The organism is Brevibacillus schisleri, from assembly GCF_055685845.1.
In genome coordinates, this window is sequence record NZ_JBVNDM010000001.1 from 2,738,048 (window position 1) to 2,755,857 (window position 17,810).

At 48.0% G+C, this 17,810-nt stretch carries 16 protein-coding genes; 15 read left to right on the top strand and 1 reads right to left on the bottom strand.

All coding sequences use genetic code 11. The features are described 5' to 3' along the window. Positions 1-110: 110 nt before the first annotated feature. From ACUUHJ_RS13680 to ACUUHJ_RS13725, 10 genes are all read left to right on the top strand, one after another. Entirely contained in the window at positions 111-1,334 is a 1,224-nt protein-coding gene (locus ACUUHJ_RS13680) for a CCA tRNA nucleotidyltransferase (RefSeq protein WP_472299091.1), read from the top strand. Then, positions 1,324-2,307, top strand: coding sequence for a biotin--[acetyl-CoA-carboxylase] ligase (locus tag ACUUHJ_RS13685; RefSeq protein WP_064199991.1), 984 nt, complete (start codon positions 1,324-1,326; stop codon positions 2,305-2,307). Before ACUUHJ_RS13680 ends, ACUUHJ_RS13685 begins: the two co-directional genes overlap by 11 nt. Positions 2,308-2,567: 260 nt before the next feature. Next, on the top strand, positions 2,568-3,431 hold the full coding sequence (gene panB, locus ACUUHJ_RS13690; protein ID WP_289677708.1) for a 3-methyl-2-oxobutanoate hydroxymethyltransferase: 864 nt from the start codon (positions 2,568-2,570) through the stop codon (positions 3,429-3,431). Further along, positions 3,428-4,294 (top strand): pantoate--beta-alanine ligase, encoded by an 867-nt coding sequence (panC, locus tag ACUUHJ_RS13695; RefSeq protein WP_472299092.1) that lies wholly within the window; start codon positions 3,428-3,430, stop codon positions 4,292-4,294. Before panB ends, panC begins: the two co-directional genes overlap by 4 nt. 21 nt (positions 4,295-4,315) lie before the next feature. Then, on the top strand, positions 4,316-4,699 hold the full coding sequence (gene panD, locus ACUUHJ_RS13700) for an aspartate 1-decarboxylase (protein ID WP_007723146.1): 384 nt from the start codon (positions 4,316-4,318) through the stop codon (positions 4,697-4,699). 82 nt (positions 4,700-4,781) lie between these two features. After that, the gene (locus ACUUHJ_RS13705) at positions 4,782-6,191 is read left to right on the top strand and encodes a tetratricopeptide repeat protein (RefSeq protein WP_472299093.1); all 1,410 of its coding nucleotides are present in this window, start codon (positions 4,782-4,784) and stop codon (positions 6,189-6,191) included. Between the two features lie 91 nt (positions 6,192-6,282). After that, a complete protein-coding gene (gene dinG, locus ACUUHJ_RS13710) occupies positions 6,283-9,186 on the top strand; it encodes an ATP-dependent DNA helicase DinG (RefSeq protein WP_472299094.1) in 2,904 nt (967 codons plus the stop codon). A gap of 41 nt (positions 9,187-9,227) precedes the next feature. After that, a complete protein-coding gene (locus ACUUHJ_RS13715; protein ID WP_472299095.1) occupies positions 9,228-10,133 on the top strand; it encodes a ComEC/Rec2 family competence protein in 906 nt (301 codons plus the stop codon). Positions 10,134-10,148: 15 nt separating this feature from the next. Continuing rightward, positions 10,149-10,772 (top strand): redox-sensing transcriptional repressor Rex, encoded by a 624-nt coding sequence (locus ACUUHJ_RS13720; protein ID WP_012686190.1) that lies wholly within the window; start codon positions 10,149-10,151, stop codon positions 10,770-10,772. 16 nt (positions 10,773-10,788) lie between these two features. Continuing rightward, the gene (locus tag ACUUHJ_RS13725; protein WP_173603902.1) at positions 10,789-12,093 is read left to right on the top strand and encodes an amidohydrolase; all 1,305 of its coding nucleotides are present in this window, start codon (positions 10,789-10,791) and stop codon (positions 12,091-12,093) included. Between the two features lie 63 nt (positions 12,094-12,156). On the opposite strand, the gene ACUUHJ_RS13730 is transcribed toward ACUUHJ_RS13725, so the two are convergent. Then, positions 12,157-12,336 carry a hypothetical protein gene (locus ACUUHJ_RS13730; RefSeq protein ID WP_133257456.1) on the bottom strand — a complete coding sequence of 60 codons (180 nt, stop codon included), beginning with the start codon at positions 12,334-12,336 and terminating at the stop codon, positions 12,157-12,159. A 133-nt stretch (positions 12,337-12,469) separates the two neighbouring features. Here ACUUHJ_RS13730 and ACUUHJ_RS13735 point away from each other — a divergent pair, with 133 nt between their 5' ends. The 5 genes from ACUUHJ_RS13735 (at position 12,470) to ACUUHJ_RS13755 (ending at position 17,744) form a co-directional block, all read left to right on the top strand. Next, positions 12,470-13,162 (top strand): hypothetical protein, encoded by a 693-nt coding sequence (locus ACUUHJ_RS13735; protein ID WP_289677714.1) that lies wholly within the window; start codon positions 12,470-12,472, stop codon positions 13,160-13,162. Between the two features lie 28 nt (positions 13,163-13,190). After that, complete coding sequence (locus ACUUHJ_RS13740) at positions 13,191-13,670, top strand: cell wall elongation regulator TseB-like domain-containing protein (RefSeq protein WP_289677715.1); 480 nt, start codon at positions 13,191-13,193, stop codon at positions 13,668-13,670. A 606-nt stretch (positions 13,671-14,276) separates the two neighbouring features. Continuing rightward, complete coding sequence (gene ltrA / locus ACUUHJ_RS13745; protein ID WP_106834678.1) at positions 14,277-15,539, top strand: group II intron reverse transcriptase/maturase; 1,263 nt, start codon at positions 14,277-14,279, stop codon at positions 15,537-15,539. 173 nt (positions 15,540-15,712) lie between these two features. Then, positions 15,713-16,240, top strand: coding sequence for a hypothetical protein (locus ACUUHJ_RS13750; RefSeq protein ID WP_472299096.1), 528 nt, complete (start codon positions 15,713-15,715; stop codon positions 16,238-16,240). Beyond that, complete coding sequence (locus tag ACUUHJ_RS13755; RefSeq protein ID WP_064200000.1) at positions 16,233-17,744, top strand: AAA family ATPase; 1,512 nt, start codon at positions 16,233-16,235, stop codon at positions 17,742-17,744. The genes ACUUHJ_RS13750 and ACUUHJ_RS13755 overlap by 8 nt, the downstream gene beginning before the upstream one ends. The last annotated feature ends 66 nt before the right edge of the window (positions 17,745-17,810 follow it).

Below are 17,810 nucleotides of genomic sequence, written 5' to 3' on the forward strand. Positions count from 1 at the left end.
TGGCTAGCTGATGCACCTTGGATAGTAAAATGAACAATCCATACAGAACTCTCATGAAAAACGCCTCCTTGTGTAGATCAGGCGGAGCAAACCAGAAAGGGGGGATTGGATTGGCGATAGAATTGGCAAAGCGTGTTCTCGACAGATTGGAGGAACACGGCTTTGAAGCTTACTACGTGGGTGGTTGCGTCCGCGATTGGCTTTTACAACGACCTGTTCATGATATTGATATATGTACGAATGCCCATCCCGGCGACGTCATCCGATTGTTTCCCGATCATGTCCCGACTGGTCTGAAACACGGTACTGTATCTGTAAAAGTCGAGGGGCAGTTATTTGAAGTAACCACGTTTCGGACGGAAGGAAAATATGAAGATTACCGTCGACCTGCTGAGGTTCAGTTTGTTTCAGAACTTCGGCTCGATCTGGAGCGACGTGATTTTACGATGAACGCAATGGCGATGGATCGTCATCAAGTATTGCACGACCCGTTCGGTGGACAAGAGGACATGGAGCATCGGCTGGTCCGGGCTGTAGGCATTCCACTAGAGAGATTTCAGGAGGATGCCCTTCGACTTTTACGAGGTGTGCGATTTGCTTCCCAGTTAGGTTTTGCTATAGAAGATCAGACCATGCTTGCTATGAAACAGACTGCCCCTTTGTTAGCTCATATTGCTGTGGAGCGCATCAGGGAAGAGCTGAATAAAACGCTCGATAATAAAGCCCCAGAGGTTGGTTGTCAGTTGTTGAATGAAACGAAGCTCTTGGCTTATGCCCCAGAAGTAGAAAAATTGTTCATCCTCTCAAGTGAGCATGCTTGGCGGCTCCGTCATTTGCAAACCGTGACGCAAAAATGGTCGTTGCTCCTGTTTGCTGCGAATTATTCACCTGTGCAAGCGCGTGAAGTATGCCGATTCCTCAAAATGTCCAAACGCGAAACAGAAGTAATTGGTTGCTTGGTTGAACTTCTTGCGCGATTGCAGCCGAAATGGGATGTCCCTCAAGCGATCGAGTGGGGGCCATTGCTGCTTGAAGTCGGGTGGGACACGTGCAACGAGTTCTACCTTTTATTGCAAGCGTGTTGGTGGGAGGAGAGGCAATCGTTTTCGATGCAGGCACTCTTCGATCAATACGAAAACATGCCTGTCAAAACCATCAAGGATTTGGCAATCACGGGGCTTGACCTGCAAGTAGCCGTTCAGAAAAAGCCAGGCGAGTGGATTGTCCGCGTCTTGGAATCGTTACTTAGACAAACGGCTCTGCACGGTTTACCAAATACACCAGAAGCACTTGTCGAAGTTGCAAAGAAAGAGGTTGCACAAGATGAACATTAAGCAAGTCATCCTCCAAGCATTCCGTGATCAGCCAGGCAGTTTCATCTCCGGTGAAGAATTAAGCCAAACATGCGGCTGCTCTAGGACGGCCGTTTGGAAACATATCGAAGAGCTGCGTCGAGATGGTTACGAGGTAGAGGCGGTTCGCAAATCGGGGTATCGCCTGCTGGTTGCCCCTGATCGCTTGTCCGCAGCAGAAATTATGGCTGGACTGGAAACGAATCGGATCGGTCAAAATGTCATCGCTTACGATGAGGTGGTATCTACACAGCCGCTCGCACACGAGGCTGCGGCAAAAGGGGCAGTAGAAGGTACGATTGTGCTCGCCGAGCTGCAAACAGGTGGGAAAGGCAGACTCGGTCGCCCCTGGCATTCTCCGAAAGGAACGGGGATCTGGATGAGCCTGATCATCCGACCATCGATTCCGTTACCGAAGACACCTCAAATGACATTGCTAACGGCGGTTGCTGTAGCGAAAACAATTCGGGAAGAGACTGGGTTGCCTGTCAAAATCAAATGGCCGAACGATATTTTTATTGGTGACAAAAAAGTATGCGGGATTTTGACAGAACTCAATGCAGAATCTGATCGGGTCAATTATTTAGTAATCGGAATAGGGCTCAATGCCAACAGCGTCGAGTCTGATTTCCCATCTGAACTGGCACAGATTGTGACTTCGCTTCGAATTGAATCTGGTGAGTCACTCAAGCGTGTTACGTTTATCCAGCGGCTCTGCCGAATTTTTGAAGAAGAGTACGACCACTATTTGCAGACTGGCTTCGAGCGTGTAAAACAAGAGTGGGAGAACCATTCATATACCATTGGCAAATGGGTAACCCTCCAGACGATTTCACAACAGCTAGAAGGTCGTGCCGTTGGTTTGGATGAAGAAGGCGTACTCATGGTCGAGGATCAGGCTGGACAGATTCACAAAGTTTATTCGGCTGATGTCAATTATCGTGCAAATGATTGAAGCATTTGTTATACTCCAATTTGGAGGCTGTATCACTTCGTGAACGGTACTCCCGGAGTATTTTTGTATCTATCGTGTAATCTTAAATCAATACGTGCAAGGACAAAAATCTGCTCAGAGCCTGTGTGGACCGAGACAGAAGGAATCCGCTAACGCAAAATGTCTTTTTGACATGGAAAACCTTCTCCCGATTGACGCGAGAAGGTTTTTTTATTCCTCACACGATCCACGGGCTTGATGCGAAAGAGGAGCAATGAAAAATGGCACAAAACGACAGACCGATTACGACTTCGAGTATCCGCAAGAAAAAAGAAACGCGAACCCCGATTACCATGGTGACCGCCTATGATTATCCGTCAGCCAAATTAGTAGATGAAGCTGGCGTTGATATGATTTTAGTCGGCGATTCATTGGGAATGGTCGTACTTGGTTATGACTCCACGATCCCTGTTACGATGGAGGACATGCTACATCATACGAAAGCAGTAACGAGAGGGGCCAAGCGTGCATTTGTCGTGACAGATCTGCCTTTCCTCAGCTATCACGGTACACTTGAGGAAGCGGTGAAAAACGCGGGCAGACTAATGCAAGAAGGGCTGGCCAAGGCGGTCAAAATGGAAGGGGGCCGTGAACTCGCCCCAATCATTACACGCTGTGTACAAGCAGGCATTCCTGTCGTTGGACATATTGGGCTTACTCCGCAATCGGTACATCAATTAGGCGGTTACAAAGTACAAGGAAGAGATCTGGAGGCAGCCAAAAAATTGTTGGACGAAGCCCTTGCGATTCAAGAAGCGGGAGCATTTGCTATTGTTCTGGAATGTGTTCCGGAAGAGGTCGCAGGCATGATTGCAGACAAGCTGGACATCCCTGTGATCGGAATTGGAGCGGGTGCAACTTGCGATGGGCAAGTGCTGGTGTTCCATGATATGGTCGGCTATGCATCGGATATCACACCAAAATTCGTGAAGCGCTACGCAAATATTGGGGAAACAATCCGTGAAGCAGTGGAGACTTATAACAAAGAAGTTGAAGCAAGAAGCTTCCCAGGACAAGAGCATGTCTTCCATGCCTCTGAAGAAACCATCAAGGAATTGTACGGGGAAGGAGTAAAACAGTCATGATGCAAACAATGATGAAGCAAGTCTCCACCATTGCAGAAATGCGTGTTCATTTAAAAGATGCTCGTCGGCAAGGCAAAACGATCGGAATGGTACCGACTATGGGCTTTCTGCATGAAGGACATCTCAGCTTGGTGAAAGCTGCCCGTGAAGTATGCGATTTGGTTGTGATGAGCATTTTCGTAAACCCGCTGCAATTCGGACCGAATGAAGACTTTGAACGTTATCCGCGTGATATCGAACGAGATAGCAAAATGGCGGAAGAAGCGGGAGTGGACTTCCTGTTTATCCCGGAAGTGAGCGAGATGTATCCGACCCCGATGCTGACCAATATTTCTGTGGCAAATGTGACGACTCCATTGTGTGGAGCTTCTCGTCCGGGTCATTTTGATGGCGTATCGACCGTCGTCAATAAATTGTTTCAAATTGTCCAGCCCGATTACGCCTTTTTTGGACAAAAGGATGCCCAGCAGGTAGCTGTTGTGACGCAAATGGTTCATGACTTGTCGATGCCAGTGCAAATCGTTCCATGCCCGATTGTACGCGAAGCGGATGGGCTTGCCCTGAGCTCTCGGAATGTCTACTTGTCAGCGGATGAGCGAACACAAGCACTCGTGCTATCACAGAGCCTGAGGCAAGCAGAAGAATGGCTGAGCGAAGGCGTGGCTCTTTCTACAATCAAGGATCGTATTACGCAAATGATTTCCGAAAAACCTTTGGCTGATATTGATTATGTGGAAATTTTGAGCTATCCAGCGCTCACACCAATGGCGCAGGAAACAGCAGGTCAGACGATCATCATCGCGCTAGCTGTTCGATTTGGCAAAACACGTCTGATCGACAATACGATTACATCAATCAAATAGTAATAAGGGAGGAATTATATAGTGTTCCGCACCATGATGAAAGCAAAAATCCATCGCGCAACGGTAACTGAGGCAAACTTGAACTATGTAGGAAGTATTACCATCGACAAAAATTTGTTGGATGCGTTGGATATTTTGCCAAATGAAAAAGTACAAATCGTCAATAACAACAATGGAGCACGTCTGGAAACCTACGTCATCGAAGGTGCTCCAGGCAGTGGCGTCATTTGCTTGAACGGAGCAGCTGCACGTCTCGTACAAGAGGGCGATATCGTGATTATTATTGCCTATGCGATGATGACGGATGAAGAGGCAAGAACCTACAAGCCACGTGTCGCCATCATGGATGAAAAAAATCAGATCAAAGAATTGATTGCGGAAGAAGTACACGCGACGATTCTGTAAGCGATCTGTCGACTCCTGCATAGAGCCACCTGCCTTGTGAGACAATGAAAGTACTCATGCCTCATAGGGGGTGGCTTTTCTTGTGAAAATCGAGGACTGGTTTCATACGCTTCGGAACAAAGCGCAGGCGATTGAAGAGAAATGGCAGGGGGCTTCTGAACAAGAACGTCTTCAGCTCGCGGAACAATTGTTTCAATTGCGCCAAGTAAGTGATACAGTCGTAGACCTGTGGCTGCAATTCGAAGAAAAATTATCGAATGCGATTCGCAACATCAAGGAAATGGAAGGACAGCTTCCGGCAGAAGAGAAAAAGGCACATCAGCCGAAGGTGAAAACAGAATCACCAAAGGCCATTGAAACAAACGCATACGAGCCGATTTTTCGTCGTGGGGAAGGCTTTTATCATTTGCGTATGTTCCACGATGCGAAAAAGTGTTTTGGAGAATTGGTTCAAAAATCGCCAGACTGGGAAAGTGGGCGCCTATATTACGCCTACAGTCTCCTTTTGTGTGAGGAGAAAGAATTAGCTTTTCGGGAATTCCGACTTCTCGGGAGGACAGCAGGCTCACCTACCATTGTGGCCATCAGTTTTAATGCCATCGGGTGTATACTTGCGGAAGAGGAGCAATGGCTAGAGGCGGCACAAGCTTTTAAGACTTCTCTCGAGATCAAGCCAGAACAGGAAGAAGCCAAATACAACCTCGCGCTATGCTATTTAAGAGATGGCGATGCACAGGAAGCTTTGGACGAATTGGAACCGTATCTAGAAAAAAACGAGCACGATTGGGAAGCGCAGATGCTATGGCTACGTGCTGCCAAATTACTGCATACGATGGACCAGACGGTGGAGTGGAGCCCGCCGAAAGGCTTGCAACTGCCGACACGCGATTTGGACAGCGATACTCTTCAGGAAATGGCCTCTTTATACGAAACAGTGGGCAATTACCACCGGGCACAGATTTGCTATCATTTTTTGACGGAGCGTTCCCCAAAAGATGGGTGGACGTGGCATGGCTTGGCCTGGAATACTTGGCTGATTGCCGGTACGAAGCGCGCATTGACGCTCGTCAAAAAAGCGATCAGTCTTGCACCCGAAAATGACGACTTTCTTTTTAGTTATGGCTGGATGCTGTTGTTTGACGGAAGGGTAGAGGAAGCGATCAAAGCGTTTCGGATCATGCTGGAGAAAAACCGAGACAATCGCCTCGGACAATCGGGGATGATTTCCGCATACGAAAAGCTGGGGGATACACAAGAAGCAAAACGGATGGCAAAGTATTTCCTGGAAGACGCTGAGCCATATGTACGTTCGTTAGGGTATTTTCATCTGGGAAGAATCGCGGTTGTGGAAGAAAATTGGCGCCTGGCTGAACAATATTTTCAACGGGCATTGCCATTCGCAGAACAGTTATGGGAAATCCCCATCTATCTGCAACTTTGTGCAAGCAAGCTCGGTCAATCCGAAATGCAGACGGAGCTGGTACAGCCGTAAATGTACAGGAGAGCAGGAATATTTCCCATCGTTGCCGAATGTGAATGAGTGCGGATTGAATGTTTCCGCTCAGGTTACGAGGTGACAACGTTTGAATCGATTACTAGTTGTAGATTTTGAGACGACGGGAAGCCATCCACGCCAAGGGGACAGCATCATTCAGATTGGTGCCGTCGCAATCGATGACGGGCAGATTACCGAGAGTTTTTCCACCCTGATTCATCCGGGCCAGGATATTCCCCCTTTTATTACCCAATTAACAGGGATTACCAACGAGATGGTTGCAGATGCTCCTTCCTTGGAAGAAGTGTTTCCAGATTTCTTGCGTTTATTGGACGGGCGAGCTTTTGTTGCTCATAATGCAAGCTTTGATCTCCAATTTTTACAAGAAGCCCTGCTGAGCCAGGGCTATTATGCGTTTGACGGCTACGTGCTTGATACGGTGGAGCTATCCCGCGTTCTTTTGCCGATGCAAAATAGCTACAGACTCGGAGAACTGGCGTCTGAGCTGGAAATCGAGCACGATAATCCTCATCAAGCAGATAGTGATGCACTTGCCACGGCTCAGCTGTTTCTCCACTTGCTGGATATTTTAAAGAAACTGCCACTTGTAACGATCCAACGGCTGCAGATGCTCGTCTCTTCGTTTCGCTCGGATATCGAGGTTCTTTTGCGGCAGATCGAGATGGAAAAGCTAATAGAGCTGCCAGAGCTGGATGGAACGCCAACCGAAACGGATTCCTCCGATATGTGGGATATTTATCGCCAGTTGGCACTTCGGAAACGCGAAGAAAAATTAACAGCGTCGCTGAAGCATCCTCCTATCGATGCGACAGTGACCAAAGCGTTTGCCGAGCAGCTCGAGGATGTTTTGGGCGAAAACGGGTACATGCAGGCGAAAATGTCGGGGTATCAACGTAGGGATGCTCAGGAAGCGATGATGCATGCCGTCTATGAGGCAATGGAGGATGGCACCCATTTATTGGTAGAGGCAGGGACAGGTACGGGCAAATCATTAGCCTATCTCTTGCCGGGGATCATTTGGGCTCATCACAATCAGCAGCAGCTGGTGGTCAGTACCAATACCATTCAATTGCAGGAACAGCTATTCCATAAGGAAATCGCTACCTTGCAGGAGTCGTTGCCGTTTTCGTTTACTGCTTCGACGCTAAAAGGCAGAGGAAACTACTTATGCTTGCGTAAATTTGAACAAGCTGTGGACGAGCCTGTAGAAGGAAGCAGCCAAGAAATGCGCTTGGTCAAAGGACAGATGCTGACGTGGCTCACGCAAACTATTACCGGTGACGTGGAAGAACTGAGCATGCCTCCAAGTGGTCAACTGCTATGGCAACAGGTAAAAAGTGATACGGGCTCTTGCTTGAATCGGGCTTGTCCGTGGTTTAGTCGCTGCTACTATTTTCAGGCGAAGGAACGGGCCCGCGATGTCGATGTCCTCATCGTCAATCACGCCCTTTTCATCAGCGATCTACAAGTGGAAAACAGGATCCTACCTGCGTATGAAGTTGCCATCGTCGATGAGGCCCATCATTTGGAGGATGCTGCGACACAGCATTTAGGCAAGCAGTTTTCAACCACGCAGCTTCTTTTCTTGCTAGATCGTGCATCGGTTGAAGAGAGTGGGTCAATTGCACGCTTCGCCGAAGAACTGCAAAGCTGGATGCCTGCGGTACAAGAAGAGGTAGTGGCAAAACTTTTGGAGCTGAGAAAACAGTCCGCGACCTTGCGAGAGAAAGCGCAGCAATGGACACAGCTCTTGTATGCATGGGCATCAGATCGTGCGGAGGAGACGACGGACGCTGGTCGTGAGACGGTACGTTATCGGATCGAATCGTTTGTAGGCAAACACGAGAAGATACGCAAAGTAACCAAAAAGCTGATTAAAGGGATGACTGCGTATGCAGCGGGCATCGAGCAGCTTTTGCGAACGACTCCGCAAGAGGAAAAGCCACCTTTTGCTGTACGTAGTCTACTGACAGATTTATTTGGTCTCATCAAAGACTGGCAGAATACTGTTGAGCTGCTTCACTTCTTTTTACTTGAGCAGGATGCCGAGTATGTGTATTGGATGGAAGTAGAGTCCCGTACAGCTCGCAAGCAGGTGCATTTGTCCGCAGCACTCTTGAAGGTTGCAGACTCACTGGCAGAACCACTGTTCGCGCAAAAACGGAGTCTGATTTTGACATCAGCCACTCTGACGGTCAAAAACAGCTTTTCCTACATCAAAAGCCAGTTTGGTCTCGACCAACTGCCCGAGGAACGAGTGCGCACTTTGTCATTGCCATCGCCGTTTCATTATGAAGAGCAGGGACTGCTGTTGATTCCATCAGATTTTCCGGCACCAGGTAAAGAGAGTGACCACACGTATTTGGAGGCGGTCATACAAGGGTGCGTGGATGTCGTACTGGCTTCGAAAGGAAGGACGCTGATCCTGTTTACCTCCCATTCGATGCTTCGCCTTGTTTATCAAGCGATGAAGGAGCGGCTAGCGGAGGCTCCAGAACCGTATACGTTATTCGGTCACGGGATTGATAGCAACAACCGGAGCAAGCTGGTGCGACTGTTCCGAAGCATGGAGAGAAGTGTTCTGCTTGGGACGAGCAGCTTCTGGGAAGGTGTCGATATCCAGGGGGAATGGCTGAGCAGTTTGGTCATTGTTCGACTTCCGTTTGCTCCGCCGAATCACCCTGTCTATCAAGGAAGGGCAGAGCTTTTGAAGGCAGAAGGAAAAAATGCCTTTATGTCGTTGTCTCTTCCACAAGCCGTTCTGCAATTTAAGCAAGGGGTGGGACGATTAATTCGCCATCACTTGGATCGAGGGGTCGTGATCGTTCTCGACACGCGTGTGGTTGAGGCGAGATATGGACGCTCATTCCTTCAATCTTTGCCGCCATTTCAAATCGAAAGCGGTCCATGGCCAACACTGCGAGAGCGCATAGAGCCATTCCTTAGTATGCAATCCCTGTCAGATTCATAAAATGAAGCAATAGTCTCATAGGGATTAAGGTGATAAAATAAATGTTATGGAAAAAAGCGTGGCGTTGGTGGATGGTAGTTCTTAGTGCGATTTTCCTTAGCGCATGCTCGATTGATAGCCATTTGTATTTGGAAGAAGCAGCAGTGAAGATAGATGACCCATTTGAAACGGAGACAGAACAGGAATTTTCGGGTCTCATTGTCACCTACTTGGCACTTCCACATGGTGAGAGTACGCTTTTGAGAATGCCAGGCGGCAAAACGATGCTGATTGATACGGGTACGGCAGAAGATTGGCCCGTTTTATCAGCGCGCTTGGCAGAGCTCAAGATCACACGGCTCGACTATGTAGTGTTGACAAATGATCAGCTTGAGCATATGGGAGGCTACGCTTCATTGAGCCAACAAGTGCTTATAGATGCCGTCATTTTACCCAAGCTGATCGCGCCATCCATTCGCCATGTCGTGCTGCTTCGCTCCAACCAAAAGCAGATGGAAGCAGAGCAAGGACAAGTACTTACCTTAGACCAAGAAATCTCCATGGAAGTGTTGCTCCCGGATGAACCGTTATTTTTATCGCCCCAGAATAATTCTCTCGTTTTTCGATTGACGCATGGCCAACTGCGATTTTTATTTATGAGTGCCGTGAATGAAAAAGCAGAAGAGCGACTGTTGGAACGGCAAAATGACAGATTGAAGGCGGAAGTGCTAAAGGTAGCTGGTCAGGGGAGCAATCAAGGCTCTTCGCAACCGTTTCTGACGCAGGTCGATCCCCAGGTCGCCATTATTCAGACAGGCCGATCCCGGGATCAAATGAAAGACGGTCAGACGGAAGTCATGGAGCGCCTGGGAGAGTCATGGGCCGAGACATACGTTACCAGCCACGACGGTTCCATTACCATTTTATCGAATGGAAAAGAATATCGGATTTTGAAGCAAAAGAATTAGGGGGGAAGACCGAACGTGGCAAAACACGAAAAGATTTCGGAAGCGGTCGTCCGTCGTTTGCCGATTTATCTGCGTTACCTCAGTTATTTGCAGCAAGTTGAGGTGACCACCGTTTCCTCCCAACAGATGGGCAAGAATCTCGATGTGAATCCTGCCCAAATCAGAAAAGATCTTGCAGCTTTTGGTGATTTTGGAAAAAAGGGAATCGGCTATGATGTCGATTATCTGGTGGAAAAAATACGCGAAATTCTAAAGCTAACAGATGAAATTCGTGTCGCTTTAGTCGGAGCTGGGCATTTGGGCCATGCCATTAGTAACTACAACGCTTATTTGAAAGATAACATGCGGATTGCGGCCATCTTTGACAATAATCCAGAGAAGCAGGGCAAAAAAGTCGCAGGTATACCGATTCAGCCTTTATCAGAGCTGGAAGAGACAATCGTAAACAAGCAAATCAAGCTGGCGATTATTACGGTACCGGCACCTGCAGCGCAATCCGTATGTGATCAGTTGACTCAAGCGGGTATCAAGGGGATCTTGAATTTTGCCCCTACGACGATTCGCGCAGGAAAAGATGTTCGCATTCACTATGCGGACGTGACGTCCAACCTGCAAAGCCTGGCCTACTACTTGACATAAGAATGGAGTGTATACTATGAAAAAGACGATCCTCATTCACGCAACAGTCATTACCGTTAACGATACGAATGAAGTCATTTACGATGGTGCCGTAGCATTCGAAGGTAACAAGATTACGTATGTGGGCCCAACTCCTGAGGACCTATCAGAAGCAGGATACGATGAGGTTATCGATCAAAAAGGAGACTACATACTGCCTGGTTTAATCAACACGCATGGACATGCTGGTATGTCCCTCCTACGCGGTTATGCAGATGATTTGCCGCTGCAACAATGGCTGGAAGACAAAATGTGGCCATTGGAGGCGCAATTCACGGGAGATACAGTAAAATGGGGTACTCAACTGTCGCTTATTGAGATGATTCGTACGGGAACCACTACGTTTGTGGATATGTATGATCATATGGATGTTGTGGCAAAGGAAGTCGATGCAGCTGGAATGCGTGCCCGCCTTTGCCGAGGGATGATCGGCTTGTGCTCCGAAGAAGAACGTCAAACAAAGCTGAAAGACGCGACTCTTTTTGCAAAAGAATGGCATAATCAGGCAGACGGACGTATTACCGTCATGATGGCACCGCATGCGCCGTACACCTGCTCGCCAGAATTTATTACCCAAATTATCGAAAAAGCCGATGAGTTGTCCTTGCCGCTTCATATCCATATGTCTGAAACCGCTTGGGAAGTCGGTCAAAACGAGAAGGACTACGGACTGCGTCCAGTCGCTCATTTGGAAAAGCTGGGCATGTTCAATCGCCCAACACTCGTCGCGCACGCTGTTCACCTTACGGATGAAGAAATCGACATTTTGGCAAAATACAACGTGAGAGTTTCTCATAATGTCGTGAGCAACCTGAAGCTGGCAAGCGGTGTTGCGCCTGTTCCGAAAATGTTGGCAAAAGGCGTAAGCGTATCGCTGGGTACGGACAGCTCGGCAAGCAACAACAATTTGAATTTGTTTGAGGAATTGAAGCTCGCTGCGATCCTACACAAAGGTGTAAATAACGATCCAGTAGCGGTTCCAGCAGAGGAAGCACTTCGCATGGCTACTCGTTATGGCGCAGAAGGGGTGTTCCAGGAAGAAACACTCGGAAGCATTGAAGTAGGCAAGCAAGCTGACTTGATCGTGATGGATAGCCATCAAGCTCATTTCCACCCAGCACACCAACCGATTTCACACGTGGTGTACGCGGCAAATGGACGAGATGTGAAAGATACAATTGTAGCGGGTAAATTCTTAATGCGTAATCATAAGTTGTTGACCATCGATGAGGAGCGCGCGATTTACGAAGCAAACCGCGTATTCCAAACGTTAAAACGGTAAAAGGCTCCTGTCAGGTGGGGGACAGGAGTAAGGCAGTGCAGGTGTAGGTAGGGGAATTGGATACTAAGACGTTCCGTTGTTCATTTTTGCCACAGCTTTTGTCAGGAGATGATGGCGAAAATGAAGAGTGGGTGTGTGCGACCATTGACGCAAGGGAGACGACAATCCTGCCCAGGAGACGCGGTATTCCTGTAGCAGAAACCCAAGTATGTCAGGAGATGTGGTTTGTTGCGAAGATGTCACGCGCTCACCTCCTCGGGGTGTATGTGTAGTATGACCGCCCAACCTTAAGCTATGATTAGCAACTTTTCCGTGTCGTTCTAAAACCTTCCCGTATAGCATAGGCTAGAGACAAAAATGGGACAGGGGGGACGACATGTACATCCGGCCCAAAATGCTGTGGTGGCTCATTCCAATCCTACTCGGTCTATTTCTCCTCGGGATTGTATTGGGAACAGTAAGTCGATCTGCCAATACAGATACTGCGCCTGCGGTCAGACAAACAACAGGGACGAAGCAGACGAAGACGGTAGCGGAGCTTTTGGAGCAGATCACGAAGGACGAGGAACGCTCATTTCTCGTATACATGCAGAATCAGACCTTGCATGGGCGATATCAAAATGAGCAATTTCAGCTCGCAGGAGAAATCGGTGGCCACCAGCTTGAAATAGCCAGAAAAGATGGGCAGCCAGTATCGGTGCGAATGGATGGCCAGGTACAGGATCATGCCGCTCTGCCGTATGCGATGTTCACCCCGTATGAGCACGCAGTATTGCTCAAGGGAGTTTTGCAATCGGTCAGCCCTGAACGCCTTGAAGATACTGCAGGGCAAGGATGGAGTGGATACCGGATAGCGGTCCCACCTGAGGAAGTCTCTTCGTTATTATCAATGTGGTTAGGTCCATCCTTCCCTCTTCAGGATTTGACTCCGAGTATAACGAACGGAATGAAAGTCAATTACCAACTATGGTACGATTCAACTACGGGGCAGCTTCGCCAACTGGAGCTAGATTTGCAAATACAAACGGCAGTTGGAGTGAAGAGAGAACAGCTTCGATTCCGATTGTAATGTCAGCCACGTAAAGGAGTTACTTGCTGTGTTAGTACGAATTATCCTATCAATCGTAGCCGTCATTTTACTTACGGGAGCTGGGTTCGCCTATCACCTGACGGCTTCTGTAGCAGGAGAGCGCAATCAATTTGAGGAAACCGTTCGTCAGTGGGTCCAGGATCGCACGACAATCACGGAGATTGAAACCATTGATGAATATCGAGGCAAGGAGAGCTACGCTGTCGTCATTGGGAAAAATAAGGCGGGGACACAAGTTGTCGCTTGGATGACCGATCAAAAAGTTAGCTTCGATCGAATGGATCTTGCTGTTCCAAAAAAGAATGTAGAAGAGGCGGTTTACAAGTCCTTCCCGCAATCGGAGATCACTCATTTGGTTCCTGGTCTCGAAAACGATAAGAAATTTTGGGAAGTCACTGTCAAAGACAAAGACGGTCGTTTTCATTACATTCACTATGATCTATTCACTGGCGTTCTGTTAACCTCATACGTGCTCTCGCCAAGCTAAGACGCTGGCATCACGAAAGGCCTTTTCCTTATGGGAGAAGGCCTGTTTGGCAGTGCGCCCAGCATGGGCGATAACTCTAGGGTGTAAGTCCCGAACGGGGGTTGGCTGTACCAACCGTTAGCTCAAGGCAAGGGTGTCTACCGTGAGGTGGAATCTGGAGGAAGCCGGCGGCAAAGTCCCGACCTGAGGTACACGAATCCAATTTGAGGCTGTTGTATTCGGGCGAGTCTGCTGAACAAGACGAAGCCCTATACAGCCAAGGAATACAGCAGTAAACTTGGGCAGGTACATGGGATGAAAGTTATCGTTCTTACCTGGGGAGGTCTGCATGAAGTGCCTTCAAATGTTGGTAACCGTCTCCGTAAGGAGTCGCTGAACATGCAGAAGTCAGCAGAAGCCATAGTACCCAAGTATAGGACGCTTGAACGGGGAAGGGCTGAACATTAAGTCAACACATCCGCTAATCACTTTCGTGATCAAACTGTGAAGCAGAATTCCGTAAGGAACTACTCTTGGAGAATAAGGGTGAAGCCCTGAGGGTACAAGAGAGGGCTGAGTATTGACCGACAAGACTAGAAGGATGCGTGCGAAGGAAAGGGTATCGTCATGGAGTTGTTGGAGAAAGTCCTATCACGGGAAAATCTATTAGTGGCGCTCGAAAGAGTGGAAAGAAACAAAGGATCGGCGGGAATCGACAGTGTTTCAACCGAACAACTGCGCGATTATATCCGTGAACACTGGTTAACCATTAAAGAACAGATTATGAAAGGAACCTATAAACCTTCCCCTGTCCGCAGAGTCGAAATCCCGAAAACTGACGGAGGGGTAAGGTTATTAGGTATTCCTACCGTGATAGATCGCTTAATCCAACAAGCCATTCTCCAAGTTCTTACTCCCATATTCGATCCCCACTTTTCAGAATCCAGTTTCGGATTCCGACCGAATCGCAGTGCGCATGACGCTATGAGACAAGCACAATCTTATATTTCCGAAGGATATCGCTTTGTCGTAGATATGGACTTAGAGAAATTCTTCGACCGGGTAAATCACGATATTTTAATGAGTCGGGTTGCCCGAAAAGTAAAAGACAAAGCTTTGTTGAAACTTATTCGCGCATACTTACAAGCAGGCATCATGATCAATGGAGTCTGCCTCTCGGCAGTAGAAGGCACACCACAAGGTGGCCCGCTTAGTCCGTTATTGGCGAACATCCTGCTTGACGACTTGGATAAAGAGCTGGAAAAGAGAGGACATCGCTTTTGTAGATACGCAGACGATAGCAACATCTACGTGAAAACAAAGCGGGCGGGAGAACGGGTAAAAGAGAGTATCCAAAACTACTTGGAGAAGGTACTTAAGCTAAAAGTAAATGAGCAGAAAAGTGCAGTGGATCGACCTTGGAAACGTAAGTTCCTCGGTTTCAGTTTCACTAACGCAAAGCAAGCAAGGATTCGGCTTCATCCAAAATCACTTCTGAAGTTGAAAGAGAAAATCCGCTTCATCACAAATCCGGTATGGAGCATCTCTATGGATGAAAGGATTCGGAAGCTAAACCAGTATCTCATGGGATGGGTTGGATATTTCGCCCTTGCAGATGCAAAGAAAATTCTACAATCCATCGAAGAATGGATACGGCGTAGACTCCGACTTTGCTTGTGGTCTCAGTGGAAGCGAATAAAAACCCGATATCGAGAACTTCGTTCTCTGGGTTTATCACACGTCCAAGCAATAGAAATTGCAAACACCCGAAAGGGTGCGTGGCGTTCCACAAAGACTCCTCAAATACACAAAGCCCTCGGAGTTGCATACTGGCAACAACAAGGGCTGAAAAGTTTAGTACAACGATATTCTGTTCTTCGTCAAGCTTGATGAACCGCCGTATACCGGACGGTACGTACGGTGGTGTGAGAGGACGGGAGTTAGTCACTCCCTCCTACTCGATTTCCATCCAACATCTGTATAAGAAAATGATATACTCGTGTGATATACTGGGGACGTTGCAGAGAGAGAAAACGAGAACGATATTTATGGGGGGAGTAGCCGTGCAGATGAAAAAGAGCGCAATTGGATTATCTTTGGTGGCAACCTTGGCACTCCTGTTCGGAGGATGGTTCTTGTATCAAAAGATGGAGATTGAGGAGCCAATCCGTGCAGAAATTGGACAAATGCAGTCCGCAACATTGGGCAATTTGGAAATCAACAAAGATAAAATTCAAATAGATGTAACTGTTACAAAACCAGACGCATTTCCAGCAGAATATCGGAATCTGCTAACGGAGACAAAAAAGATCGCAGGGGAAAAAGAAGTGGTCATTGACATCGACAATCAGTCGACAACGATGCACGATATTTGGCAGAGTGGTCAATTTGTGTTTACCGAAGCAGTGGAGTTGCATGAATATAGCCGTATTCCCGTCCTTATGGAACAATGGAAAAAGGGGAATCAACTCGACCAAGCATCTGCATCGATGGATGACAAGAACATTTATGTTTATATGAAAAAAGGAACGGAGGATTTTTACACCATCATCCCCCGATCCAATGAAAAAGAGGTGACGGCACGTGCGTAAGGAAATACTGATCGGCGTCGTACCTGCACTGTTGATTTTTCTTATTTTTCTAGGTGTAAACATTACGCCATTCCTGGTGTTCGGAGCCGTACTGGGTGCGATTTACTTTCTGGTCATCCGTCAGCAAAATGGCCAAGGTGGAAATGTCGCCCTCGGGGGGAAAAGAAAAGCAAACAAGCATGAGCTGCCGAAATCGGATGTGCAGTTTGCTGATATCGGTGGACAGGAACGCGCTAAGAAAGAACTGAAGGAATCGCTTGATTTTCTCGTGTACAAAGACAAAATTGAGCAATACGGGATTCGCCCGATTAAAGGTGTTCTTTTGACAGGTCCTCCTGGTACGGGTAAGACACTGATGGCGAAAGCGGCAGCAAACTATACAAATTCTGCTTTTGTGGCGGCATCGGGTTCGCAGTTCGTGGAGATGTACGTCGGTGTCGGTGCACAACGCGTCCGTGAATTGTTTCAGGAAGCGAAGGCATTAGCAGAGAAAAATGGGCAAGACAGCGCGATTATTTTTATCGATGAGATCGATGTCGTCGGTGGAAAAAGGGATGGTCAACAGCAGCGAGAATACGATCAAACCTTGAATCAACTGTTGACGGAGATGGATGGTGTAGCTACGACTGACAAACCGCGGATTTTAGTCATGGCAGCTACGAACCGGAAGGACATGCTCGACGCAGCGCTGTTGCGTCCCGGTCGTTTTGACCGTCATATTAGCGTTGATCTTCCGGACAAACCAGCACGCGAGCAGATTTTGACCATTCATACGGCCAATAAACCGCTAGGCGAGGACGTCACACTGGAAAAAGTGGCTCAGGAGACATTCGGATTTTCTGGCGCGCAGCTGGAGAGTGTAGCCAATGAAGCAGCTATTTATGCCATGCGTGACCGCCAGGACAAGATCACAGCGAAGCATTTTGGCTATGCGGTTGACAAGGTTATGCTCGGAGAGAAGGTAGACCGTCAAGCATCTGAGGAAGAGAAGAAGCGCGTTGCTCTCCATGAATTGGGACATGCCATTGTCAGTGAGAGCGTACGACCAGGCTCTGTTTCGCAGGTCACGCTGAGTCCACGAGGCAAAGCACTGGGTTACGTCCGACAAAATCCAATGGAAGACCGCTATCTGTATACCAAGGAAGCGATGGAGAAACAAATCATGGTTAGCCTTGGAGGAGCCGTAGCGGAGGAAATCTACTACGGTGGGCGCAGTACTGGATCGAAGAATGACTTCGAGCAGGCGCTGGGAATGGCACAGGAAATTGTACAAAGCGGTATGTCCGAGCTAGGGATTGTACATTTGCAATACGTGGATAAGAATCGGATTCATGACGAGGTTGAGCGTCTCCTGGAAGGATTGCTCGCAGAAACTCGCAATCTTTTGAGACAGTTTGATTCCGTATTCCAAACGGGCTTGCATACATTGTTGGAAGCGGAAGTTCTGCAAGGCGATGAGTTTAGGGCCCTATTGTCACAAACGAAGGAAGAAGTTGCTGTATAACATAATGAACCTGCTAGCCAAGAGAAGAGTCGGCGAAGCAGGTTTTTTGTGTTTGCTGGCCACTTG

What these genes read in the sequence shown, in the direction of transcription:
- ACUUHJ_RS13685 (WP_064199991.1), top strand. Translation starts at nt 1,324, where the DNA reads ATGAACATTAAGCAAGTCATCCTCCAAGCATTCCGTGATCAGCCAGGC.
- panB (WP_289677708.1), top strand. Translation starts at nt 2,568, where the DNA reads ATGGCACAAAACGACAGACCGATTACGACTTCGAGTATCCGCAAGAAA.
- panC (WP_472299092.1), top strand. Translation starts at nt 3,428, where the DNA reads ATGATGCAAACAATGATGAAGCAAGTCTCCACCATTGCAGAAATGCGT.
- ACUUHJ_RS13715 (WP_472299095.1), top strand. Translation starts at nt 9,228, where the DNA reads ATGTTATGGAAAAAAGCGTGGCGTTGGTGGATGGTAGTTCTTAGTGCG.
- ACUUHJ_RS13725 (WP_173603902.1), top strand. Translation starts at nt 10,789, where the DNA reads ATGAAAAAGACGATCCTCATTCACGCAACAGTCATTACCGTTAACGAT.
- ACUUHJ_RS13735 (WP_289677714.1), top strand. Translation starts at nt 12,470, where the DNA reads ATGTACATCCGGCCCAAAATGCTGTGGTGGCTCATTCCAATCCTACTC.
- ltrA (WP_106834678.1), top strand. Translation starts at nt 14,277, where the DNA reads ATGGAGTTGTTGGAGAAAGTCCTATCACGGGAAAATCTATTAGTGGCG.